The sequence below is a fragment of the Wolbachia endosymbiont of Litomosoides sigmodontis genome, assembly GCF_013365435.1.
Lineage (GTDB): Bacteria > Pseudomonadota > Alphaproteobacteria > Rickettsiales > Anaplasmataceae > Wolbachia.
Window position 1 is genome coordinate 239,679 of record NZ_CP046577.1, and the last position, 23,804, is coordinate 263,482.

At 31.8% G+C, this 23,804-nt stretch carries 19 protein-coding genes and 1 pseudogene; 14 read left to right on the forward strand and 6 right to left on the reverse strand.

Annotated features, from left to right (window positions below; translation table 11 throughout):
- Positions 1 to 1,098 precede the first annotated feature (1,098 nt).
- Positions 1,099 to 2,178 (reverse strand): peptide chain release factor 1, encoded by a 1,080-nt coding sequence (gene prfA, locus GOY07_RS01000; protein ID WP_175837529.1) that lies wholly within the window; start codon positions 2,176 to 2,178, stop codon positions 1,099 to 1,101.
- Between the two features lie 123 nt (positions 2,179 to 2,301).
- Here prfA and yihA point away from each other — a divergent pair, with 123 nt between their 5' ends.
- The 5 genes from yihA to GOY07_RS04500 all read left to right on the forward strand — a co-directional run bounded on the left by yihA (position 2,302) and on the right by GOY07_RS04500 (position 5,312).
- On the forward strand, positions 2,302 to 2,895 hold the full coding sequence (yihA, locus tag GOY07_RS01005) for a ribosome biogenesis GTP-binding protein YihA/YsxC (RefSeq protein ID WP_175837531.1): 594 nt from the start codon (positions 2,302 to 2,304) through the stop codon (positions 2,893 to 2,895).
- 4 nt (positions 2,896 to 2,899) lie between these two features.
- The gene (argB, locus tag GOY07_RS01010) at positions 2,900 to 3,811 is read left to right on the forward strand and encodes an acetylglutamate kinase (protein ID WP_175838479.1); all 912 of its coding nucleotides are present in this window, start codon (positions 2,900 to 2,902) and stop codon (positions 3,809 to 3,811) included.
- Positions 3,812 to 3,887: 76 nt separating this feature from the next.
- Entirely contained in the window at positions 3,888 to 4,349 is a 462-nt protein-coding gene (gene dut / locus GOY07_RS01015; protein WP_175838481.1) for a dUTP diphosphatase, read from the forward strand.
- Positions 4,350 to 4,777: 428 nt separating this feature from the next.
- Positions 4,778 to 4,972, forward strand: a complete 195-nt coding sequence (locus GOY07_RS01020; RefSeq protein WP_175837532.1) for a hypothetical protein — start codon at positions 4,778 to 4,780, stop codon at positions 4,970 to 4,972.
- A 214-nt stretch (positions 4,973 to 5,186) separates the two neighbouring features.
- Positions 5,187 to 5,312 (forward strand): hypothetical protein, encoded by a 126-nt coding sequence (locus tag GOY07_RS04500; protein ID WP_256359457.1) that lies wholly within the window; start codon positions 5,187 to 5,189, stop codon positions 5,310 to 5,312.
- Between the two features lie 1,149 nt (positions 5,313 to 6,461).
- Here the strand turns inward: GOY07_RS04500 and GOY07_RS04315 are convergent.
- Positions 6,462 to 6,752, reverse strand: a complete 291-nt coding sequence (locus GOY07_RS04315; protein WP_246224433.1) for a hypothetical protein — start codon at positions 6,750 to 6,752, stop codon at positions 6,462 to 6,464.
- 1,739 nt (positions 6,753 to 8,491) lie between these two features.
- Positions 8,492 to 9,667 carry a 2-oxoglutarate dehydrogenase complex dihydrolipoyllysine-residue succinyltransferase gene (gene odhB / locus GOY07_RS01030; RefSeq protein ID WP_175837534.1) on the reverse strand — a complete coding sequence of 392 codons (1,176 nt, stop codon included), beginning with the start codon at positions 9,665 to 9,667 and terminating at the stop codon, positions 8,492 to 8,494.
- A gap of 769 nt (positions 9,668 to 10,436) precedes the next feature.
- Between odhB and GOY07_RS01035 the strand changes: the two genes are divergently transcribed.
- Positions 10,437 to 11,057: a DEAD/DEAH box helicase family protein gene (locus GOY07_RS01035; RefSeq protein ID WP_175837535.1), complete on the forward strand. Its 621-nt coding sequence runs from the start codon at positions 10,437 to 10,439 to the stop codon at positions 11,055 to 11,057.
- A 1-nt stretch (position 11,058) separates the two neighbouring features.
- Here GOY07_RS01035 and tsaB read toward each other — a convergent pair whose 3' ends face one another.
- Together tsaB and GOY07_RS01045 are read right to left on the reverse strand one after the other, a co-directional pair.
- On the reverse strand, positions 11,059 to 11,673 hold the full coding sequence (tsaB, locus tag GOY07_RS01040; protein WP_175837537.1) for a tRNA (adenosine(37)-N6)-threonylcarbamoyltransferase complex dimerization subunit type 1 TsaB: 615 nt from the start codon (positions 11,671 to 11,673) through the stop codon (positions 11,059 to 11,061).
- Positions 11,661 to 12,092 (reverse strand): hypothetical protein, encoded by a 432-nt coding sequence (locus tag GOY07_RS01045; RefSeq protein WP_175837538.1) that lies wholly within the window; start codon positions 12,090 to 12,092, stop codon positions 11,661 to 11,663. The genes tsaB and GOY07_RS01045 overlap by 13 nt, the downstream gene beginning before the upstream one ends.
- A 1,839-nt stretch (positions 12,093 to 13,931) precedes the next feature.
- On the opposite strand from GOY07_RS01045, the gene GOY07_RS01050 reads away from it, so the two are divergent.
- The 4 genes from GOY07_RS01050 to GOY07_RS04505 all read left to right on the forward strand — a co-directional run bounded on the left by GOY07_RS01050 (position 13,932) and on the right by GOY07_RS04505 (position 18,055).
- Positions 13,932 to 14,084 carry a hypothetical protein gene (locus GOY07_RS01050; RefSeq protein WP_175837540.1) on the forward strand — a complete coding sequence of 51 codons (153 nt, stop codon included), beginning with the start codon at positions 13,932 to 13,934 and terminating at the stop codon, positions 14,082 to 14,084.
- 300 nt (positions 14,085 to 14,384) lie between these two features.
- A complete protein-coding gene (secA, locus tag GOY07_RS01055; RefSeq protein WP_175837542.1) occupies positions 14,385 to 17,042 on the forward strand; it encodes a preprotein translocase subunit SecA in 2,658 nt (885 codons plus the stop codon).
- Between the two features lie 152 nt (positions 17,043 to 17,194).
- Positions 17,195 to 17,383 (forward strand): hypothetical protein, encoded by a 189-nt coding sequence (locus GOY07_RS01060; protein ID WP_175837544.1) that lies wholly within the window; start codon positions 17,195 to 17,197, stop codon positions 17,381 to 17,383.
- A gap of 537 nt (positions 17,384 to 17,920) precedes the next feature.
- Complete coding sequence (locus GOY07_RS04505; RefSeq protein WP_256359458.1) at positions 17,921 to 18,055, forward strand: hypothetical protein; 135 nt, start codon at positions 17,921 to 17,923, stop codon at positions 18,053 to 18,055.
- 341 nt (positions 18,056 to 18,396) lie between these two features.
- Here the strand turns inward: GOY07_RS04505 and GOY07_RS01065 are convergent, their stop codons facing one another.
- Entirely contained in the window at positions 18,397 to 18,561 is a 165-nt protein-coding gene (locus GOY07_RS01065) for a hypothetical protein (protein ID WP_175837546.1), read from the reverse strand.
- 1,191 nt (positions 18,562 to 19,752) lie between these two features.
- Between GOY07_RS01065 and rpsL the strand changes: the two genes are divergently transcribed.
- The 4 genes and pseudogenes from rpsL to GOY07_RS01090 all read left to right on the forward strand — a co-directional run bounded on the left by rpsL (position 19,753) and on the right by GOY07_RS01090 (position 23,799).
- Positions 19,753 to 20,127, forward strand: a complete 375-nt coding sequence (gene rpsL, locus GOY07_RS01075) for a 30S ribosomal protein S12 (protein ID WP_175837548.1) — start codon at positions 19,753 to 19,755, stop codon at positions 20,125 to 20,127.
- Between the two features lie 6 nt (positions 20,128 to 20,133).
- On the forward strand, positions 20,134 to 20,613 hold the full coding sequence (gene rpsG, locus GOY07_RS01080; protein WP_175837550.1) for a 30S ribosomal protein S7: 480 nt from the start codon (positions 20,134 to 20,136) through the stop codon (positions 20,611 to 20,613).
- A gap of 21 nt (positions 20,614 to 20,634) precedes the next feature.
- A complete protein-coding gene (gene fusA / locus GOY07_RS01085; protein ID WP_175837552.1) occupies positions 20,635 to 22,701 on the forward strand; it encodes an elongation factor G in 2,067 nt (688 codons plus the stop codon).
- 13 nt (positions 22,702 to 22,714) lie between these two features.
- Positions 22,715 to 23,799 (forward strand): annotated as a pseudogene (locus GOY07_RS01090) (EF-Tu C-terminal domain-related protein).
- The last annotated feature ends 5 nt before the right edge of the window (positions 23,800 to 23,804 follow it).

Below are 23,804 nucleotides of genomic sequence, written 5' to 3' on the forward strand. Positions count from 1 at the left end.
GTAGAATTAGTAAAAGAAATGCTGAAGAAAGTATAAAATATACATATGTGCAAAAAACTCAATGCTGTAATTACAATAAAAAGTGCAGTATAACAGGTGTAGCAAAAATATGTTGCATTTCAAGAACAGCATTGACTACATAGATAAAGCACCTAAAATTTGTAAAAGGAAGAAAAATTATTTGCTTTTCCTCAATGTCGTAGAAAAACTAGATTGAATCTAGGTTACTTTAAACAAGTTGAGTGTGGATAAAAGAAAATCTTAATATTACCATTAAAGAAATGCGAATAACAATCTAGAAAAATTTTGCTTGAATGTTAGCAAGTTTACGGTACGCCGTAGTATATAAAAGATGGAGTTTTCATATATTAAGCTAAGATCAATTTATAAGGTAAATAGAAAGAGTTTAGAAAAAACTTAAGAGACTATTGGTAAGTATCTTAAATAAGAGTTATTCATCTTTGATGAATCATAATTTACTACAACATTTAAAAGTTGAACATGGATGATTTAAAAATGACGTTAGAAAATAGGGAAAGTAAAATTGGGTAGATAAAATTTTCATCTCTATAGTGCAATTGATCTTATGAATGAAGAGAGTTTTAGCTTATTTACACTAAAATTGTCAACACTGATTGTATAAATATGTTCCTGAATAAATGCTACAATATTTAAAAATATGTGAAGCCTTTCTTATCATGGATTATGCTAGTTAGCATAAGTAAAAAATTTAAAAGTGCCCAAAAATATTGAGATTATATACCTATCATCATACTTACCAAAGCTCAGTTTTATTGAAGGATTTTGGTTATGTGCAAAAACAGAACATTTTGCGTAATGTCTATAATAAAATAGCTTTTCTTGAGAGCGCTTTATGTAAATTTATTATCTCTCTTCCTCACTCATTTCGCGATTAAATAACTCTGCAATGTTACTTATTTGACCTGCTAACAGTAAGAGCTAGTATAAGCTACGTTTACACCGTTCAGGTGATAGTATATTTTCCTTACTCTTTTTGCAATAGTATTAAAACTTATTTTTATTGTCTATTTGTTGCTTTTAGAAGGTACATTGTATTAATGCAGGTATATGAATATTTTAACTTTCTTCAGCCAATCTTTCTGCTTCGTTATGTGAAATTAGTGCCTCGATAAATTCATCTAATTCACCTTCTTTTATAATCTGCTCTAGCCGATGTGAAGTTAGATTGATTCTGTGGTCTGTTATTCTTGATTGTGGGAAGTTATAAGTTCTTATACGTTCAGAACGATCTCCAGAGCCGATTTGGCTTTTTCTCATTGTTGATCTTTCTATTTCTTTTTTTTGTCTTTCAATTTCATATAGCCTTGCTCTCAATACTTTGAGTGCTTTAGCTTTATTTTTGTGCTGTGATTTTTCATCTTGCTGTATTACAGCTATTTCTGTTGGTAGGTGAGTAACTCTCACTGCACTATCAGTTGTGTTCACTGATTGTCCTCCAGGGCCACTGGATCTATAAACATCTATCCGTAAATCCTTTTCTTCTATTTTAAAATCAACTTCTTCAACTTCAGGTAATATTGCAACGGTAGCTGCAGAAGTGTGTAACCTTCCAGAAGATTCGGTTTCTGGCACTCTCTGTACCCTATGTACTCCTGATTCAAATTTCAGCCTTGCAAAAACTTCTGTTCCATTGACAAGTGCAGAAGCTTCTTTATAACCACCTATACCTGTGCTGGAAATGTTTATTGGCTCAAACTTCCAATTTCTTCTTTCTGCATATTTCTGGTACATCCGGAATAACATTGCTGCAAATAATGCTGCTTCTTCTCCTCCTGTACCTGCTCTAATTTCTAGTATTGCATTTCTTGAATCATCTTCGTCTTTTGGTAGTAGTGCTAGTTTTAATTTAGCTTTTACTTGTGGTAATAGTATCTTTTGTTTTTCAAAAAATTCTTCTTTAGCTAGCTCTTTTATATCATGTTCACTGTTTTCATCTTTTATTATTTCCTCTAAGTCTGAAATTTCCTTTTTTAGCGTATTATATTCATCAATTACCCTGATAATTGGCTTAAGTTCAGAGTATTCTTTTGAAAGGTTGATAAATTTTTTTTGACTTAAATTGGTAGGGTTTTCTAATTTCTTTTCTATATCGTTAAATTTTTTCTTTAAATCTTGTAAGTTGTTTTCTATATCCATACAGCTCGAGTCTAATATTTTAACTGTTCAAGTGAGCAATGTATACTTGAAATAAAAAGTTTTTTACATCAAGTAATGACATTATAATATACCTGCTACCTTAGGTATTTCTATATAATATATATGGTAAGATGGATAACATCAAACAGCAATTTTATATTTGGAGCTTCAGACATAAAATCATTACCAAATGAATCAGTACCAGAGATTGCGTTTGCTGGTAGATCAAATGTAGGAAAATCCAGTTTAATTAATTTACTGATAAATAGCAAAAAAGTTGCCAGAGTTTCTTCTAAAGCAGGATGTACTAAACAAATGAATTTTTACTCCATGTACAATGATAAATTCAGGCTTGTTGACTTACCAGGGTATGGCTATTCTCGTGCAAGCAAAGATGAAATAATACAATGCTTAGGCCTAATTGAATACTATTTGATTCATAGGAGAAGCCTAAAAAGAGTGTTTGTACTGATAGATAGCAAAGTAGGACTAAAAGAAATAGACAAAGACTTTATTTATTGGTTAACATATAACAATATTAACTTTGATGTTGTGCTAACGAAAATAGATAAAGTAGGTCAAGAGAGTCTTGATGATGTTCTAGAAAGTACTCAAAAATGGATTAATAATGGAAGTGTGTCAATTTGTCAAATAAGCGTCCGTGTTAAGTGTGAAATAACCAAGATGAGGGATGAGTTTTTCAAGTTTGCGAAATAAGAGAATGAAGAACAGTGAATTTTTAAAGCGTGAGGTGTCATTTGAACAGAAGGCGGAAATACTACTTGAAGCACTATCTAGTATACCAAACTTTGTAGGTGAAACTTTTGTCATCAAATGCGGCGGTATAACAATTTCGGATGAAACGCTGTTCAATACTTTTGTGCATAATGTTGTCTTATTGAAGCAGCTTGGTATAAATCCGGTTATAGTCCATGATGGAGAATATGAAATTGATTCTGTGCTAAAAATCTTGGGCATCGATAGTAAGTTTGTAAATAATATCAGACTTACAGATGAGGATACTATGAGAATCATAGAAATGGCATTATGTGGTTCAGTTAATAAAAAGATTGTTCAGCATATAAATTCTGCTGGTGGTTCAGCTATTGGGTTATGTGGAAAAGATGGCAACTTAATAAAAGCCGAAAAAATAAGCACTACTCTTAGAGAAAATGGATTAAACAATATAGAAAAGATATTAGATATGGGCTTTATTGGCATGCCAACTGAGATTAATCCTGATATATTATTTTTCATTGAAGAATCAGATTTTATACCGGTCATTGCGCCTATTGGTCATGGAAAAAATGGAGAAACATATCACATTGACGCTGATGGTGCTGCTGGTGCAATAGCAGTTGCAGTTTCTGCATCTAAAATGATAATCTTTAGCGATGTATGTGAAGAAATGGATAAGATTGATGGTAGGAAAATATCTGTTAAGCATTTAAATGCATCGATTAATTGTGGTAAGATTAAGGGAGAAAGATTTGTTGAAAAGCTTATAGCATGTGCTAAAATGGTGGAAGAATGTGCTGGAATTGCCCATATAGTTAATGGGAGAATACCTAATATTATGATTGATTTATTTACTGAAAGTAATTCTAGTGTATCAATTGTGAATGATTTATAACTAAAAGTAATTGCCATAGCATATTACTTTTGCAGCATGTAATTTACATGCTATAATTTAACCTTTGGTGAGTAGGGTGCAAAGAAGCAAAATTAAAGTAAAAATAAAAAAGTTATCTTATGGGAAAGATTTACCTTTTCCTTGTTATGCAACTATGCAGAGTGCTGGTATGGACCTTTATGCTGCGCTGGATGATTCTGCTATTTTAAATCCACTTGAAAGGTTACTTATTCCAACTGGAATAATAATTGCAATACCAAATGGTTTTGAGGGAGAAGTTCGTCCACGTTCTGGATTAGCTGCGAAACATGGAATCACTGTCTTAAATTCTCCTGGTACTATAGACTCTGATTATCGTGGTGAGGTCAAAGTTTGTCTAATTAATCTTAGTAATCAGCCATACGAAATAAAAAGGGGAGATAGAATTGCACAAATCCTTATTGCTCCCGTGTCTCAGATAATTTGGGATGATGTAGAACGATTCTGCATGGAAGTAACTGAAAGAAGTGCTGGTGGTTTTGGTTCAAGTGGTAGATAATTTATGCAAACATTGCCTATCAGCTAATTTTTTTTATTAAAGATTTCTTGATTGAGGTAATTTTTATATATAATTTTAAGTATATTGATGATTTATTATAAAGAGTAGTTATGTTGATTTTTAAAACTTTTAAAAGCTATTGTGGTTTTAATTTTTCACAAAATGGGCACACTACTCTTACGATAAGTGTTACTTATAGCTTCTATAACTATGTTAATAGCAGTAGTTACATTTATTAAACCTAACTTACTGAAAACTATAAGACTAGCTCCTAAGTACTCTAACAAGTTTTAGTAGCTTCAATTATATTGTTTTTATGGTCATGGCATAATGGTATATGTAATCAATAAAAATAATTAAGTATCTGAGTTAAAACCTTAGAGATTGTTGTTATTAATGGTAGTGAAGTAGTGGTTAAGTGACGGGAGATGTGTGTTAATAAAATAAAAGAAAGTAATAAAAACAAGGATGAAGAAGGTAAGCTAATAGATATAGATAATGAATATTGTTTCTACTTCATCTTAGAAGATAAGGATTGTTATATTACTATAGATGATCAGCTTTTGCAGCAAGAAGGCCTAGGTAACCTTTATTTAGGAAAAGTTATTGTTGAACAAGCTTAATAAGGATATATAAAGAAAGAAGTAATACTTATAAAATAAAGTGGTAGGCTTAATCTGCCTCTTTTTTATTCTGAAGAGCTCCTAGATTCTAGGTGCCACACGCTAGAATGACAAGAATTATTTTATTTTTATCATATTAATTCCCACTGTGCAGGGAACAGATAGACAATAATGGGAAAGAAATCTTCCTGAAGTAAGTAAAAGAGAGATTTAAATGGTATTAGAATTAAAATTATTGGATGAAGGAGTCATGAAATCAGTAAAGGAAATGCTGAAAAAAGTGCGAAAAACGCACATGTTCAAAAAACTAAATGCTATTGTTAATTTAAATAAATTTTAGATACCTGATGATTTTAAAGGGGCGTTAGAACATAAGTTGAAGTAAAATTAGGTAGACACTTTTATTTCTATGATGCAGTTATATCTTACAAATGAAAGAGTGCTAGCTTATTTATATTGAATGTGTTAATATTAATTGTATGAATATATCTCTTGAACAAATGTTGCAATATTTAAAAATATGAAAATCCTTTCTTGTCATGGATTATATCAGTTAACATAAATTAAAAATTTAAAATTATCTAAAAATATCAAGGTTATATATCCATCTAAGCTCAACCCCATTGAGAGACTTTGATTGTATATAAAATAGAACATTTTCTATAATCTTAGGACGCTCTATACAAATTTATTGCCTCCCTTTCTTACTCTGCAATTAAATAACCGTGCAACATCATTTACTTAACTCATTAACAACGAGAATTGATATTAGCGCTATTCCTGAAATGCAACATATTTTTGCTACGGCTGTTATATTATACTTTTTTGTTACCATTACAGCATTTAGTTTTTTGCAACATATGCGTTTTTTACATTTTTTTTAGCATTTCTTTTACTGATTTCATGACTTCTTCATTCAGTAATTTTAATCCCAATGCCATTTAAATCTCTCTTTTACTTACTTCAGCATGATTTCTTTCCCATGTATTGTCTATCTGTTTCCTATACAGTGGGGATTGGTATTACTGCTGTGGTAATAAGGTTGTTGAAATTTGTCAAGTAATTTCTTATATTTCTGTGAGCTACTTGAGTATATAGAAAAGAGTATTAGAATGAAAGAAAGCAATACATCTTTTTAAAAGATTAACTTCAGCCCAGCTAAAAATGTGTAACTTAAGTTATTATTCATTACTTTAGGTTCTTTGGTATTATACTTTATACTATTGAAATAGTATGAAGTGCCCATGAAAAGAAGGTATTCAAGACTTAAGGCATATGAGGTTAATTAGTTTATGCCTTCACCTATAATATCCAGACCACCACTAAAATATGTTAAGCTCAACTTGTAGGAATCAGAGTGGTAAACAATGTCTACATTCATATAATATGTGCTACTTACTTCAGGATTAAGCTTTTTAGCAAATTTGCTGCCATTGCTATACGAAAAAATGCAATCAAGATCAAAAAATTTCAGTTTTAAGCCAAAATTCTAATTCAGAAATTGGTTATAACGCAGGAGGTTGCCAGGGTTTTTGTTTGCATAATCAACTTTTTTCCTTGTAAATTTACTAGTGAAAGTAGCAGTAAAGCTTATGTCATCTGATAGGCCATTTTTATAGGAAAGACCAACAACAACCAGATTGCTATACTGCAAGTTACTTTTTCCTGAAATATAACCAAGTCCCAGCTGAAAATTATAAATCTCAGGAGAGATATAGCTTACTGCTGATTGCTTTAATTTTAATTCAAGTACACTGTAATTACTATAAATATTGGGCATTACTCATGCACATATTATCTTTACCATATTTAGTGTCATCATCTTTTTTTATTACTACACAAATTTGCATAGTTTTCCTAGTAATTATTTATCCCCTCAGCAGCTGCATGAATCTTTGAAGTGTTGATTAGCATGCTTTGGCTAAATTTCTTTTATTATATTTAATTAACCGAAATCTCTAGTTTTTAATGATAAAATGCCATTCCTCCATGTTTAACTTTCTTACGTTTAGCGCCTTTAGATTAGAGATAAAGCATTGTCTTTAAGCTTAACATTGAAAGGATCTCTGTTGAAGGTATAGCCAAATCTCAAATCTATTTTCCCGTCTAACTCTGCGTAAGATATTTTCTTGTTTTAAATTACTCTTGTGCCAGTGCTACTTTGTGAAAACAACAACAAAAATAACATCATTAAGCAGCATCTTAACTTCATGAATAAACTTAAAATCTTTATAAAAGTTTAAGCTTAAACTCAATATAGGCAAAACAACTTTTCAAAAGATGCTTTCTAATTTTTGCGCTAAATACTAAGCTTTGCTGTAGCTCTTGAGCTACATTTCCATAAGTTACTGATATAATATGGGTAATCCCCGCTTTTAATAACTGCTTATACCAATTCTTATTGTCAGTAGGTTAAATAAGTGACATTGCAAAGTTGTTTAGTTACAGAGTATAAAGGGAGGTAATAAGTTTGCGCAAAGCAATTGTATTACAGACTTTATTACACAAAATGTTCTGTTTTATTAATAGGGTTAAACTTAGGTGGGTGTAGCAGTAAGTATATAATTTCGATATTTTTAGATACCTTTTTTTTGACTTATGCTGACTCGCACAATTTATGCTAAGAAAGGGTTCTCGTGTTCTTAAATATTGTAACATTTATTCAAAAAATATATTCATACAATCAGTATTGGCATTCGTCGTAAATAAGCTAGAACTCTCTTCATATTCTTAGGACTAACTACACTGTAAAGATAAAAATTTTTGTTTACCTGTGTTTTACTTCAACCTGTGTTCTAACGTCCTTTTTAAATCATCCATGTTTAACTTTCGAATGTGTACTAAACCGCGATTTATCAAAGAAAAATGACTCTTGTTTAGGGTAATTATTAATAATTTCATTGAGTTTTTTTAACTTTTTCTGTCTACTTTTATCTTGTTCATTGTGAATTATTCTTGGAGTAATATACAAGAACTTCGTTTTTTGCATATTTAAGGTGTACTGTAGTCTTTCTGATATTCAAGTCGGATTTTCCCTGAGTTCTTTGCTCTTATTTTTTTAATAGTAATATTATGTTTTCTTGTATTCATACTTTAACCTATTCAAGTTTGCTCTGATTCAGTCCAATTTTTCTGTGGCATTGAGGGGGAGCAAACAGTTTTTCTTTCTCTTACAAATTTTAGATGCTTTATTTATCTATGTAATTAATGTTGTTTTTAAAGTGCAACATATTTTTGCTATGGCTATTATACTGTGCTTTTTGCTGCAATTACAGCGTTGAGTTTTTTGCACATATGTGTATTTCACGCTTTCTTCAGCATTTCCTTTGCTGATTTCACGACTTTTTATCTAATAATTTTGATTTTAATGCTATTTAAACCTGGTTATTCTACTTACTTTAGCACAGCTTCTTTTTATTATTGTCTATCCATTCCTTATACAGTGGGAATTGGTATTAGTTCTTTATCTATGCCTACAATCTGTAAACCGCTTACTAGGTTAGCAACAACTTACTTGAGCTATATCTTTAAAATTAACCTGTTTGGATCTTCTATATAATTTTTTATTTTGATGAGGAAAGTTACTGCTCCCTTGCCATCAACTATTCTATGGTCGTAAGAGAGGGCAATGTACATCATAGGTCTGATTTCAATTGAATTACCTACAGCAATTGGCCTGTTTTGTATAGAATGCATTCCAAGTATGCCAGATTGTGGAGGATTTATTATTGGGGTAGAAAGGAGCGAACCGTATACTCCGCCATTTGAAATGGTAAATGTTGCACCCTCCATTTCTGATACTTGCAGCTTACCTTCTCGTGCTTTTTTACCAAGAACAGCTAAAGTTAGCTCAATTTCAGCAAATGACATCTGATCAGCACTTCGAATAACTGGTACAACAAGACCTTTGTCAGTACCAACGGCAACACCTATGTCATAGTAATATTTATATATGATTTCATCGCCTGAAATTTCAGCGTTAATTTCAAGAATTTCTCCCAGTGCTTGCACCGCTGCCTTTATAAAGAAGGACATGAAACCAAGCTTTATTCCATACTTCTTTTCAAAAGTTTCTTTATACTTTGCCCTGAGATCCATAACATTTTTCATGTCGATTTCATTGAACGTGGTTAGTATTGCAGCGGTATTTTGCGAAGCTTTCAAACGAGCAGCAATTACTTGTCTTATTTTGCTTATTTTTACTCGCTCTTCTCTCAGCTTCCTACTACTTGCTGTACTTTTTGGTAATTCATATTGTTTTGTCGTAGTTTGTTCAGCTTTATTCATATAGTCTATCACATCTGCTTTAGTTATCCTGTTTCCCATGCCAGTTCCTTTAACACTTTCTGCACTAATTGCATTTTCTTCCATAATTTTACAAGCTGATGGAGCGTTTCTTTTAGCAGAATTCTCCATTTTATCTTCTTTCATCACCTCTTCCTTCATCTCTTTTACGGAAAGTTTTGCTAATAATTGATCAGGGCTTATTACATCATTTTCACTTACAAGAAATTCAGTTATTTGTCCTGAAGCTTCTGCAGTTAGTTCAAGTGCTGTTTTGTCAGTCTCGATTTCAAAGATTAGGTCATCTACTTTTATTGCTTCGCCAATACTTTTCTTTATTTTGATGATACCTTTTGTAACTGATTCACCACCAAGAGTTTTTGGTGCTCTTATTTCTATAATCTTGCTCATAAAATAACCTTTCGTACAAATTTTCTATAAATTTGTACATGAAAAGAAATATATAATAAACTAATAAATTTATTTGTGATTAAATAAGGAGTTTATTATAACTTACTTTAATTAATCTAGTCCATGTGTACAGATCTCTCTCGCCAAGATTGCTTTCAAAAAGACAAAAGATCCTTAATAGACAATAGAAGATATATATAAGTGAAAAATTGCTTAAATGTTCTTTCTTGCTTGATAAGTAAAATTATGGATTATATAACCGATTCTATTATATTGATACTCTTTCAATTACACTTCTACTAAATGATGCTTTCATTAATGAATTTTTATTTACTTCATTAAAGCGTGTATCAAATAGATAGATATAAAACGACTATTAATCCAAGAATGTGTACTGAAAGGTGAATATATGTATGGTCATCTAATTTTAGATAAGACGAAATTTAATAGGCATATACTAAGTTTCTTTTTATTTTACTCTTTGTTAACAAAACAATTCTCAGTTAAAACCTTCTGAAGGTTTATACAAGATTAAAGAGGTTCATATTAAGCTTATACTTTATAATTTGAAATTAAGTATGTCAAGAAAGGAGTTATTGATTCTTAGTAAATAATCTGCTGTTACATAATCTATGAATCCTGTATAGAGTTTATGCTCTTAAATTATATAATATCTTAATCATAAAAATAATTTTCTATATAATATTTCAAATGTTTTAAAGCTTAAGTTTCATGTTATTATGAATATAGATTTTAACATATAAATAATATGATAAATATTAATACAAAAAAACAGATAACAGGATTTTTCGTATATATTATTGGCTTTTCGGGAAGTGGCAAGCTCTCTACAGCCATAGAATTATCCAATATGATAGATGCATTGATTGTGAACAGCAACTTTTCCAACAACACTCAAGCTTACTCCATATATGATAATGTTTTTGAGCGTGATCATATCCATGAAGAAGTACAAAATAGAATATATAATATTGCACAAATTATGCTTCAGGTAATAGAAGCTTACCCAATTCATTCAAAAAATTATATATTCATCGATGAATTGATGAAAAATAATGACCATAATATAAAGATGTATAACTCAGTAGTAGGGCTTAGTAAGAGGATGAACACAAAAATTCTTCCTATCGTGCTAAGGTGTGATCTGCTTACATTACAGAAGCGCATTAAATTAAAAAGGCAAAGGGAAAATAAGAAAGCCACTAATATAAGCAACATTATAGAGAACTTTAGGACTCATAATTCGTTTATACCACCAAATGCTATAGAAATAGAAAACTCGAATATGGGTATAAAAGAAGTAGCCAAGAAAATAACAGGTCAGATGCACAAACTTAGCCAGATTAATAGCATTTATGCAAAAGGATGATCTATAATAATTTTATATACTGAGGCTCATTTAAATATAGAGCTTCAACTTCATTTAATTTTTGTTTATTTTTAAGTCTATAATGGACTAATAACCCTGCATGGCTAGCATCTAATTTTGGTAGATTGTAGTCCATATATGTAATGCAGTTATTGCCTGATGTTCCAGTGCTTAGACACTGGGCGCCATGCGCTGTAATTGGATTTGATAATGGCAATAAATTGTAATCAAATAACTGCGTATAAAATGTCTGAGAACTTTTGATTATAGCTCTAATATTTTTTTTATTATTTGGACGAAGCGAAGATATTGCGTATGCTTGAACTTCTAATGCATTAACTCCATATAGTGGCTTATTCGTAGCGAGATTTAGACCTTTCGCAGCCGATATACCAACTCTAATTCCAGTGAAACTTCCCGGTCCAATTACTACCGCCAAATGGCCTAATTTATTATAGTTATAGTTGTACTTATTGAATAAAGTGTTCAAAATTTGAAAAAAAGATTCCGCATGACTATTGCTGGAGGAATTGCGCTCTACAAAACAATTACCATCTTGATCAATAATTGCTATTGAACTGCTAGTACCTACGGTATCGATTGCTAGAATAGACATTGTTTAAATTTATCATAGAGTTTTATGAACATTATAGTAAAGGCACCATTACTCATAACATTTGCTGAAGTTATTAATGGGTAAAATACTGCATATAATGCTGTGATGAACGAGAGTATTTTCTGAGAAGACTTAAGGTACTTTTTAAGAATAGGTAGCATTACCATAATTCTTTCTACCTGAACCGCAACAATAGCAAATTTAAATGACAAGAAATAGAGAAGGAAAGTTATATAGTTCATTGATGCACAACCGGAAATGATTATCATTGATAATATTATAATAAAGAAGCAATCACTTACTAAGTGAAAGCCAACAATTATTGCTACTACAGATGTGGCCAGATTGGTTGCTTTACATTTTTTTTTGTTCCATTCGAGAATAAGTGGCATAGTTGCATTATTAGATATTGTACTCATTGAGATGATTAGGTGCTGTTATCATATTGCTTATGCTAGTATTCAGCTCGTGATCCTGAGTAAATTTATCGCTTCATATACAGAGAAGAATATATAAAGGTAATTGTAGATGTGATAATCACAAAGATTATTGAGCGATTTTAAAATACTACAGATATAATCTGATTATGCTGCATTTTTAAAGCAAGATGAAGTGCAAATATTAAAATAATCACTATCAAGAGCACTTTTAGAATAAACAGAGTTAAATCTGGCATTTTGTGTGAGAACTCTTTGCTCTTTTTGGGTGGTAAAATAAGTGTTACTATACCGGATATAAGTCTGTAAACGAGAGTATAAAAGTTAAAAAATAGTGCACAGGTAGTGTAACCATCATAAGGAACAATTGTTTCTTTAATACGTTACATCTTCATTGAATAAGTGTTTTATAGAATAAAGCACCTGATTGAATAGGCTGTTAAACTTGAAGCCAGTTTTGATAAAAAGTTGTTATAATAATTAACAATATAAACTTTAGCTGATTGCTTGGGATTATTAACACTACTAAAAATTAACGCAAAAACAATAAAAGGCATTATAAATAGCAAAATTTCTTTGATGTTAAGGTTAGTAATTGTAATGCGTCCTAATACAGCTCTATTCTATAAATAGAATGCGGTAAATTAGTTTTCAAGGAAGGCAAAACTATCTGAACTTCTGCAGAACACTATATCTATCTTGAACAATGGTTATACAGGTAGTTCACCATCTTAAAAAGAGCTAAGATTATGATTTTTTTACTAAGATATGTAATAATTAGTTGTGTTAAAGGGGGAATTATGGCTGAAAGCAAAGTGCTCGTAAAGATAAAAATGAGTTCACTGAGGAGTGAAAAACATTTATTAGCAAGAGCAATTTGTTGAGTATATTCAGTGCTTTTCTAGGTGATTTTTAGAATGCAGTATCTTATATTAATTCTCACTGTATAAGGAACGGATAAAAATAATGAAAAAGCACATATGTGAAAAACTAAGTGTTGTAATTGTAGCAAAAAAGCACAGTATAACAACCGTAGCAAAAATGTGTTGCATTTTAGATGCAGCACTGATTGCATAGATAAAGCACATTAAATTTTAAAGAGAAGAAAAATTATTTGCCACATTAACGTTGTAAAAAAACTAGATTGGATCAGAATCAACTTAGGTAGGTTGAAGTATGAATACAAGAAAACTGTAATATTACTATTAAAAAAATTAAGAGCCAAGAATTTAGGAAAAACTTAGCTTGAATGTCAGCAAGACTACGGTATATTACCGTAATATGCAAAAAATGAAGTTTTTGTATATTACACCAAGACCAATTTACAATGAACGAGATAGACAAGAAGAGTTAAAGAGGATTTAATGAAACTATTTGGTAAGTGCCCTGAATTAAGAGTTATTTTTCTTGATAAATCACAGTTTATTACACATTCAAAAATTCGACATGAATGGTTTAAAAAGGGCATTGGAATGCAGGTTAAAGTAAAATTAAGTAGATAAAAATTTTTATCTCTACAATGCAGTTAATCTAAGAATATGAAGAGAGTTATGGCTTATTTGCGACGAATGTCAACACTGATTGTATGAATATATTTCTTGAATAAATGTTGCAATACTCACCTAAGCTCAATCTTATTAAGAGGCTTTAGTTTCCATATAAAACAGAATATTTTGCATAGTAAAGTCTATAATACAATTGCTTAGCTTGAAAATATTCTACATTAATTTATTAACTCTTTCTTGTTCCCAATAAAACAACTCTGCAATGTTACTTAATTTTGACTTATTAACAATGAGAATTAGTATTACTTGCTTTAATATGGCTTCTTTTCCATTATTATTTATCCGTTTCTTGTACAGTAGAAATTGGTATAATTATGCAAAAGCTTTGGATTTGATAGATAGCGGATATATAGAAGCACTTATTGCTGATAAAGGCTACGATGTAAATTACGTAATTGAGGCAGCTTAAGGCTGTAACGTTAAACCTAATTATTCCATCACGTTCCAATAGGAAAACATCAAGAGAATATAATAAGAAGTTATATAAAAGAATTTCTTTTTTTTAAGAAAATATTTAATAAAATCAAGCATTACTGTAGAAGTTGCCCTCATTAATAATAAGCGTGCTACAGTGTTTTATCATTTGTTCATTTTACTGGTATCCATCTCTTGATGGGATAGATGTCGACGCTACCTAAATCTAATATATCATTGCTGTAGGCTATGTTTGGTAATATAATCTCATATTAGATAGACGTTGCTTAAGTTTATGTCAGACTTTACTATAATTTTAATATCTGTCCTTATATTTTTTATTTTTGTATTATTGTTTCTTTCAAAAAAGATGTTTTGGTCAACAAATGAAAGGATAATAAAATCCTTTAGAAAAATTGTTGAACAGATTAATGTACTAGAGCCGGAAATGCAGAGTTTATCCGATGAGGAGCTTGCTGATAAAACTGAGAAGTTCAAACAAGAATTGAAAAATGGAAAAACATTAAATAATCTTCTTGTGCCTGCGTTTGCAGTTGTGCGTGAAGCATCTCGCAGATTTCTGAATATGAGACACTTTGATGTCCAACTAATTGGTGGAATGGTCCTTCATAATGGTATGATATCAGAAATGAAAACAGGAGAGGGGAAGACGCTCGTTGCAACCTTAGCTGCATACCTAAATTCCTTAGAAGGAAAAGGGGTACATGTTGTGACTGTTAATGACTACCTTGCAAAAAGAGATACAGAATGGATGAGAAGATTGTATAACTCTCTTGGAGTTTCTGTTGCATTTATCACGAATGATTTAACAGATGAAGAAAGGAGAGAGGCTTATAGTGCAGATATCGTATATTCGACAAACAATGAGCTTGCTTTTGATTACTTGCGGGACAATATGAAATTTTCTCGAGAAGATATGGTTCAGAGAGGCTTCAATTATGTGATAGTAGATGAAGTAGATTCTATATTAATTGATGAAGCACGTACTCCACTTATTGTTTCTGGTCAAGTTGAGGAGAATAATCAAATATATAAGCACATAAACAAAATAGTTACTAAATTAATTGATTCTGATTATGAAGTAGATGAAAAGGGTAGGGCAGTATTTCTTACTGAAGATGGTATTTCACGAGTAGAGGAACTACTCAGGTCATATAATATCATTTCTGAAAATTCCTCACTCTATGATGCTGGTAACATGATAATGACTCATTATATAGACCAAGCATTACGTGCACATAAGCTATTCACTGCTGATAAAGATTATATAGTGAAGGATGGTAAAGTGGTAATTATTGATGAGTTTACTGGGCGTATGATGGAAGGCAGGAGATATTCTGATGGCCTTCATCAAGCACTTGAGGCAAAAGAGAATCTTGAAATTCAGCATGAAAACCAAACTTTAGCATCTGTCACGTTTCAGAATTACTTTCGTATGTACAGTAAGCTTTCTGGTATGACGGGAACAGCAGCAACAGAGGCAGAAGAATTTCGCGATATATATAGGCTAAATGTAGTAAAAATTCCAACTAATGTACCTGTGCAGAGAATAGATGTTGATGATGAAATTTATGGTACAGAAAAAGAAAAATTTAATGCTGTGTTGAAGTTTATAGAAGAATGTCATAAACGTCTTCAGCCTGTTCTTGTTGGTACGGTAAGCATTGAAAATTCTGAAAAACTTTCTGCACTTTTGCAAAATCATTCTCTTAGGCATTCAATATTGAACGCTCGTTATCACGAACAAGAAGCGTACATAATAGCACAAGCTGGAGTACCAGGTAATATCACCATAGCAACTAATATGGCAGGGCGTGGAACTGATATTCAGCTTGGAGGAAATGCTGAAATGATAGCAAAAGTGAAGCTGAAAAAGGTCAAAAATGCTGATGACAGAGAAAAAAAATACCAAGAAATAGTTGAGAAGGTAAAAAAGGATAAGGAAATTGCTATAAAAGCTGGCGGTTTATGTGTTATTGGAACTGAAAGACACGAAAGCAGGAGAATAGATGATCAATTACGTGGCCGCTCTGGCCGTCAAGGTGATCCTGGGCTTTCTAAGTTCTTTTTATCGCTTGAAGATGATTTGATGAGAATATTTGGGTCTGATAGAATGAGAAGCTTTTTACAAAAAGTGGGACTAAAGAACGACGAAGCTATTCATCATCCATGGATCAATAGGGCACTAGAAAAAGCGCAGAAAAAAGTTGAAGCTAGAAACTATGGTGTGCGAAAATCCCTGCTTAAGTTTGATGACGTGATCAATAATCAACGCAAAGTTATTTTTGAACAGAGAAATCACATTTTAGGTAATGAAGTCAATGATCTGTTTGAAGTGTATAGTGAAGTAAATGAGAGTGTGATAGAAAGTGTAGTACAAGGTGGTTATTACGAAGATTATGTTGAAGATATAGCTAAGGAATTTTGTATGAGGTATGGTACAACATTTGATAAAAAAAACTTAGCGGAGTTTTTGAATAAACAAGAAATTTTGGATTATATGAATGGTAAGATAAAAGAATTCTTTGCTGAGAAAGAGAAATATTTTAATAGTCAGCAAACTACGGATTTGTGGAATACTATAGTAAAGCAAGTGATGATTATGACACTTGATCATTTATGGAGAGAACACCTTTCAATTTTAGAGAGCTTAAGGCAAAGCATAAGTTTACGTGCTATGGGGCAGAAGGACCCGCTGAATGAATTTAAACGTGAGGCTTTCTTGATGTTTGAGTCTATGCTTGAGAAGTGGAAGGAGCTTACCATTTACCGTCTAGCACACTTTAAGTTGGCAGATAGCCAAGAGGCAGATGGTAGGTTCTGTCCTACTAGAAAAGACAATTTTCCGAAAGTCTCAAGAAATGATAAATGCCCTTGCAACTCGGGAAAAAAGTATAAACACTGCCACGGTACGATTACTGTGGTGAATTAGTGACATTACTTGCTGCTTGCATATACTAATCTCTGTGTTTAATAAATTCTGTGGTTCCTCTTTTATTTTTTAGGAAATTTAAACTCTTTCTCTGATAATTTCATTAGTTTCTTGATTTATTTGATGCAATAGATATTTCAATTGCAGTTACAATGAAAAGTACTGGTGCTGTAAGTCTTATTGCTATTAAAGAATTTATTGCATTTGATAAAGACGATAAAGAGTTCACTTTAATTGTTGGAGCAATACTACTAACTGTAGCACTTCTGATAAACGAACCAGTTAGATATGTACTTCCTTTAATGTTAAATTACTTGCACAATAATTATTGCAAATTGTGAATTAGAATAAGAATGTTTCTATGAAAATTGCGATTAATGATATCTATTTAGCGGAGTGGTATAATAAGATGAATAAAGTAGTATGATGAAAGTAATGATAGAGCAAAAGTAAGGTAATAAAATTAATCTTTTATGACTCTGCAAAATCCGGGGTGAAGAATAGCAAAATTATACCAATTTCCCTTGATTTAAGAAAAGGACAGACAATGATAGAAAAGAAACTATGCTGAAGCAAGTGAAATAGCGAGGTAAAAATGGTATTGAAATTAAAATTATTGAATGGAAAAGCTGTGGAATCAGCGAAAGAAATGCTGAAGAAAGTGCGAAATAATGTATATGTTGCAAAAAATTAAGTGTTAAAGTTTAGAAGAGGGGGAAAATGCTGTAATTGTGGCAAAAAAGAAGCATAGTATAACAGCTGTAACTGTATGGATAAATTGTTTGCTTGGCTCTTAATATTGTAAAAAACTAAATTTGAATCAGAATTAATTTGAATAAGTTGGAGTATAGATGCAAGGAAATTCTAACGTTAAAGAAATGAGAATAAGAGTCCAGGAAAAATTTGATTTAAATGTCAACAAGTCTATAGTATGCTGTGATATGCAAAAAATGAAGCTTTCGTATATTGCGCCAAGACTGATTCACAATGAACAAGGTAATGGTAAACAATGAAGAGTTTAAAAAATTAATGAAACTAAAGTGCAGTTAATCCTAAAAGTAGAAAGAGTTTCAGCTTATTTACGCTTAATGTTAACACTTATTCACAATATTTAGGAATGCGAGAAAGTTTTTTGCATGGATTGTGCTAGTTGAAATAGGTTAAAAAACTCAAAAGTATCTAAAAATATCAGGATTATATAACTATTACTATGCTCATTTAAGGTCTTTCTTAATTGAGAGACTTTTTAATTGTATGTAAAACAGAACATTTTGCGTAATAAAATTTATAATATAAATGTCACTTATTTGACCCACTACCAATAAAAATTGGTATCATTTCTTTAGTGATGATATTAGGCTTTTTCTTGTGTCCATACTCCAGTTTGCTCAGATTGATTCTGATTTAATGCAGTTAGTGCTGTTCTTGAGATGCAACATATTTTTGTTACGGCTATTATACTATACTTTTTGCTGCGATTACAGCATTTAGTTTTTTTTGCAACATATGCGTATTTCACACTTTCTTCAGTATTTTCTTTCTGATTCTAAGGTTGGCTCAGATGTTCAGTTAAACCATATGAGAGGTATCATAATTTCGCTGTTTTTGGCTAATTCAGTGTAATTCTAGCTAGCGCTGAAGTTGTAAACACCTTTCGTTAATGTTAGTTTAATCTTTATTATATATGATATAGCTAGTGAAAATTTTAACTAATCTATGAATGATGATTATCTTTTTGAAAAAGGAAATAATAATAGTAAAAAAATAATGATGATAGAAGAGAATCTAAAAATGAAGGTCATCTAGATCAAAAAGAGCAATACGAAGAGAAAGATATAGTACAGTATGTTCAAACTATTTAAAAGCCTTTGCTTGGACGTTTTGAATCAAGTTGATGAAGGAATAGATGATCTGGATAGTTGGAAAGGACTATGCAAATAAAGCGAAGTATAGATAAGTTTATAGAATTTTAGTATAATCAGGTGGCATCTGAGGATATTGATGCAGAATTTGAGATTGCACAGTGTGCTTGTGATAAATCAGAGCCTATAATTAAAGAATCATGAAAAAGTGGAGAAAGCAAATGTATGAAGGAAGTATTAAGTAATGTGTTTGCTCAGTAACAAAAGAGCTAATAAATGTTAAGCATTTAAATTATGGATATGAGGCAGCGAATAATAGAGATGTTCATGAAATAAAGAAACGAATGAAGTCTTTAATTTAAGGAGGGTGTTGTTTTCAGTTATTGCTCATAGAATAGATCCGAGAAGAAGAGCAAGGGGAAAAACTGTTGGTAATAATGGAAGATAAGCTCGTATACGTGATGAAAAGGTAATTAGAGAAGATCTGGATGTGTTATTGAAAATGTTCTTAATTGCAGTTACTACTGTTGTGTGTGAAATTGCTAAGCTACTTCAGCGTGCTAGTAAATTAGAGACATCTTTTGTAAAACAAGTTGAAAAAAAAGTGAGGATATAGATTTACAACATGGTTTATCTATATATAACTCTGTTATCTGAGTAGGTTCTTTTTTTTTTTGATTATACGCTGAGTTTTTTCTTAAATAATAATTACATAAGAAATCGTTGTTATTGAGAGTTTAGTGAGCTTAAATTATTAGAATAGTAATGTTTATTTTTATATTGACTATTGAGGTTTATTATTTTATAACTAGAACTTAAGTTATTTAATGAGCTTGGGTTTTTAATATATGCCTACGATAAATCAATTGGTACGTAAAGGCAGATTGAAATTGTCCTGTAAGAAGAAGGTGCCAGCTTTGGGGAAAAGCAACCCTCAAAGAAGAGGTGTTTGCACTAAAGTGTATACTACAACTCCTAGAAAGCCTAATTCAGCACTACGTAAAGTAGCTAGAGTAAGAGTTAGTGGGTATGGTGAAGTGACAGCTTATATACCTGGTGAAGGTCATAATTTACAAGAACACTCTGTTGTTTTGATACGTGGTGGACGAGTTAAAGATTTACCAGGTGTACGTTATCACATAATAAGAGGTGCTTTTGATCTGCGTGGTGTGCAAAATCGCAAAAAGGCTCGTTCAAAATATGGTGTAAAGAAATCTGGTTAAAATTTTATGTCTCGTCGGAATAAAGCAAAGAAGAGAAAAATAAGTCCTGATTCGCGTTACGGTAATGTTTTGCTGATGCGTCTCATTAATGTAATCATGAAATGTGGTAAAAAGTCAATTGCAGAAAAAATTGTCTATAATGCTTTATCTTCAGCTGAAAAAGAGGTGAGTAGAAGTGGAGTGTCAATTTTTGAAATAGCAGTGGAAAATGTTACGCCTTCTATAGAAGTGCGTTCCCGTCGTATTGGCGGTGCAACTTATCAAGTGCCTGTTGAAGTTAGAAAAGATAGAGCTATTTCTTTGGCGTTGAGATGGATTGTTAAATCAGCTTCTGCTACGAGAAAAAAAAGTGGAAAGGGGTTTTTTAAGTGTTTGTGCTCTGAAATATTGGATGCATATAATAAACGTGGTGGTGCATTTAAGATGTGTGAAGAAAAATATAAAATGGCTGAAGCTAATAAGGCTTTTTCTCATCTTCGTTTTTAATGTTAGCTAATTGATAATAATATGAAAATTGGTATATCTAAATACAGAAACATAGGTATAATGGCTCATATAGATGCTGGTAAGACTACTACAACAGAGCGTATTTTATTTTATACTGGTAAGCAAAATAGAATTGGTGAAGTGCATGATGGTGCAGCTTCTATGGATTGGATGGAGCAAGAAAAAGAACGTGGTATTACAATCACGTCTGCTGCAACAACTTGTTTTTGGAATAATTATAGAATCAATATAATAGATACTCCAGGGCATGTTGATTTTACTATTGAAGTTGAAAGGTCTTTAAGAGTCTTGGATGGTGCGGTTGCTGTATTTGATGGAGTTGCAGGAGTTGAACCTCAATCTGAAACTGTTTGGCGTCAAGCTGATAGATATAATGTTCCTCGTATCTGTTTTGTTAATAAAATGGATAGAATAGGAGCAGATTTTTATCGATGTGTTAATATGATAAAGAGTAAGCTTGGAGCAGTGCCTTTAATTATTCAACTGCCAATAGGAAGTGAAAAAGATTTTAATGGTATAATTGATCTAATTTCCATGAAAATCATTATATGGGAAGATGAGACATTAGGCGCTAAATTTTCTTATAAAGATATTCCTTTTGATTTATTTGACAAGGCTCAAGAGTATCGAAATCTTTTGTTAGATGCTGCTGCTGATATGGATGATGAAGCGATGAATACTTACTTTGAATCTAATGACTTGCCAGTAGATTTGCTAAAAAGATGTGTGAGAAGTGGAACTATTAAAGGAGCATTTGTTCCTGTATTATGTGGATCGGCGTTAAAAAATAAGGGCATACAACCACTTTTAGACGGTATAGTTGATTTCTTGCCTTCTCCTGCTGATTTTGATGAAATTGTTGGAATTGATCCAAGGGATTCGGGAAAGAAGATTAAGGTTAAACCTTCAGAAAAAGAAAAATTTGTTGCTCTTGCATTTAAAGTGATGACAGATAAATTTGTGGGTAGCTTAACATTTATTCGTATTTATTCTGGTAAGTTAAAATCTAAATCTACTGTGTTAAATGCTGGCAAAAATGAAATTGAGGGAATTGGTAGAATGTTGCTTATGCATGCGAATAATAGAGAAGATATAAATGAAGCTGAAGTTGGAGATATAGTTGCTTTAGTGGGATTGAAGAAAACAATCACTGGTGATACTTTATGTTCATCTGATTTTCCTATATTATTAGAACGTATGGAATTTCCTGAGCCTGTTATTGAAATTGCTATAGAACCTAGAACTATTTCAGATCAGGAGAAATTGTGTATTGCTTTAAGCAAATTGGCTGCAGAAGATCCTTCTTTGAAAATGTCAGTGAATGCGGAAAGTGGTCAGACGATATTGAAAGGTATGGGCGAATTGCATCTTGAAATCGTTACTGATAGAATAAAACGTGAATTTAACGTTGATGTCAATATTGGTGCTCCTCAAGTTGCATATCGCGAAACTATTACTAAATCTGTTGAAATTGATTACATGCATAAAAAGCAATCAGGCGGTGCTGGTCAATTTGCTAAAGTAAAGATTTTGTTTGAACCTCTTGAGCCTGGTTCTGGATTTCAATTTGAAAGTAAAATTGTAGGTGGTGCAATTCCAAAAGAATATATTCCCAGTGTGCAAAATGCTCTGGAATTGGTAAAAGAAGGGGGTATAATTTCTGGCTTTCCAGTTATTGATTTTAAGGCTACTCTTATTGATGGTGCTTTTCACGAGGTTGATTCAAGTCCTTTGGCTTTTGAGTTGGCTGCTAAGGGTGCTTTTAAAGAAATGGCAAGTGAAGCTGGTCCGAAAATGTTAGAGCCTATAATGAAAGTTGAGATTATTACACCTGAAGAATATATGGGCGATATTATGGGTGATGTAAATAGTAGGAGGGGGCAAATTTCAAGTACAGAGACGCATAATAATAGCACTATAATTCTTGCTTTAGTACCTCTTGCAAATATGTTTGGTTATATAAATGCTTTGCGTTCTATATCTCAAGGAAGAGCTCAATATAGTATGCATTTTTCTTATTATGAACAAGTGCCACAGTATGTAGTCAATGAGTTAAAGTATAATTAATGGCAACACAATTATGACGATAGCAGTAGAAACTACAGCGCAAGTAGTGGAAGCTTTTGGGAGGACGCCTGTTAATGTAGGGATGATAGGACGTGTGGGTCATGGAAAGATAATGTTAACAGCAGCGATAATAAAGTATTATGAAAATTTTATAGAGTACGATCAAATAAATAAGGTACTAGAAGAGAGGAAAAGAAGAATTACGATTGTAATGGCACATATTGATTGCCTTGGGCTCATTATGATAGTGAGTACGGCGATGTTGATAGTGTCGGAAGTTGATGGGCCTATGCTGCAAATGAGAGAGTATATATTACTGGCGAGGCAAGTTGGTGTTGGGTATATTGTGGTATATATAAATAAAGCTGATGTATCTGATAATGATATGATAAGTTTGGTGAAGATGGGAGTGAAGCAATTGCTGAGTAAATATGAATTTTCAGTGATAATGGAATCTGTATTAAAAACATTAGAGAAGGATGGTGAGTATGGGAAGAAATTAGTCTCTAAATTGATAGAAAAGTTAGATGAGTATGTAAAAATTTCATCAAGGATTGTGAATTTACCATTCTTATTGCTAATTGAAGATGTATTTTTGATATCAGGACGTAGAATAGTAGTAACTGAGAGAATAAAAAAAAGAGAAATAATAGGTCTGAAAGCTGTACAGAAGACGACATTCACTAATGTGAAAGTGTTTAAAAAATTGTTAAAAAAAGGAAGTGCAGGATTAAATGTGAGGATATTGCTGAGAGGAACAAAGAGAGAGGAAGTAGAGAGAGGGCAAATATTAGCAAAACTAAGAACAATAATGCAGCACAGGAAATTCAAGGCAGAAGTTTACGTATTAAAGAAAGGAGAGGTGGGGAGGTATACACCATTTTTTATGAATTATCAGATACAATCTTATTTAAGGACGACAGATGTAATGGGAAGTATAAGGTTGATAGAAGGGAAAGAGATAGCAATGTCTGGAGTAATGTAAGTGTAGAGATAGAATTGTAAATGTCGATAGCAATGAATAAGAGGTTGCGCTTTGTAATAAGAGAAGGAGGTAGAACTGTTGATTATGGTATTGTTTCTGAAATTTTGGAGTAAGTACA

What these genes read in the sequence shown, in the direction of transcription:
- prfA (WP_175837529.1), bottom strand. Translation starts at nt 2,178, where the DNA reads ATGGATATAGAAAACAACTTACAAGATTTAAAGAAAAAATTTAACGAT.
- yihA (WP_175837531.1), top strand. Translation starts at nt 2,302, where the DNA reads ATGGTAAGATGGATAACATCAAACAGCAATTTTATATTTGGAGCTTCA.
- argB (WP_175838479.1), top strand. Translation starts at nt 2,900, where the DNA reads ATGAAGAACAGTGAATTTTTAAAGCGTGAGGTGTCATTTGAACAGAAG.
- GOY07_RS01020 (WP_175837532.1), top strand. Translation starts at nt 4,778, where the DNA reads ATGTGTGTTAATAAAATAAAAGAAAGTAATAAAAACAAGGATGAAGAA.
- GOY07_RS04500 (WP_256359457.1), top strand. Translation starts at nt 5,187, where the DNA reads ATGGTATTAGAATTAAAATTATTGGATGAAGGAGTCATGAAATCAGTA.
- GOY07_RS04315 (WP_246224433.1), bottom strand. Translation starts at nt 6,752, where the DNA reads ATGCCCAATATTTATAGTAATTACAGTGTACTTGAATTAAAATTAAAG.
- odhB (WP_175837534.1), bottom strand. Translation starts at nt 9,667, where the DNA reads ATGAGCAAGATTATAGAAATAAGAGCACCAAAAACTCTTGGTGGTGAA.
- GOY07_RS01035 (WP_175837535.1), top strand. Translation starts at nt 10,437, where the DNA reads ATGATAAATATTAATACAAAAAAACAGATAACAGGATTTTTCGTATAT.
- tsaB (WP_175837537.1), bottom strand. Translation starts at nt 11,673, where the DNA reads ATGTCTATTCTAGCAATCGATACCGTAGGTACTAGCAGTTCAATAGCA.
- GOY07_RS01045 (WP_175837538.1), bottom strand. Translation starts at nt 12,092, where the DNA reads ATGAGTACAATATCTAATAATGCAACTATGCCACTTATTCTCGAATGG.
- GOY07_RS01050 (WP_175837540.1), top strand. Translation starts at nt 13,932, where the DNA reads ATGGCTTCTTTTCCATTATTATTTATCCGTTTCTTGTACAGTAGAAAT.
- secA (WP_175837542.1), top strand. Translation starts at nt 14,385, where the DNA reads ATGTCAGACTTTACTATAATTTTAATATCTGTCCTTATATTTTTTATT.
- GOY07_RS01060 (WP_175837544.1), top strand. Translation starts at nt 17,195, where the DNA reads ATGAAAAGTACTGGTGCTGTAAGTCTTATTGCTATTAAAGAATTTATT.
- GOY07_RS04505 (WP_256359458.1), top strand. Translation starts at nt 17,921, where the DNA reads ATGAGAATAAGAGTCCAGGAAAAATTTGATTTAAATGTCAACAAGTCT.
- rpsL (WP_175837548.1), top strand. Translation starts at nt 19,753, where the DNA reads ATGCCTACGATAAATCAATTGGTACGTAAAGGCAGATTGAAATTGTCC.
- rpsG (WP_175837550.1), top strand. Translation starts at nt 20,134, where the DNA reads ATGTCTCGTCGGAATAAAGCAAAGAAGAGAAAAATAAGTCCTGATTCG.
- fusA (WP_175837552.1), top strand. Translation starts at nt 20,635, where the DNA reads ATGAAAATTGGTATATCTAAATACAGAAACATAGGTATAATGGCTCAT.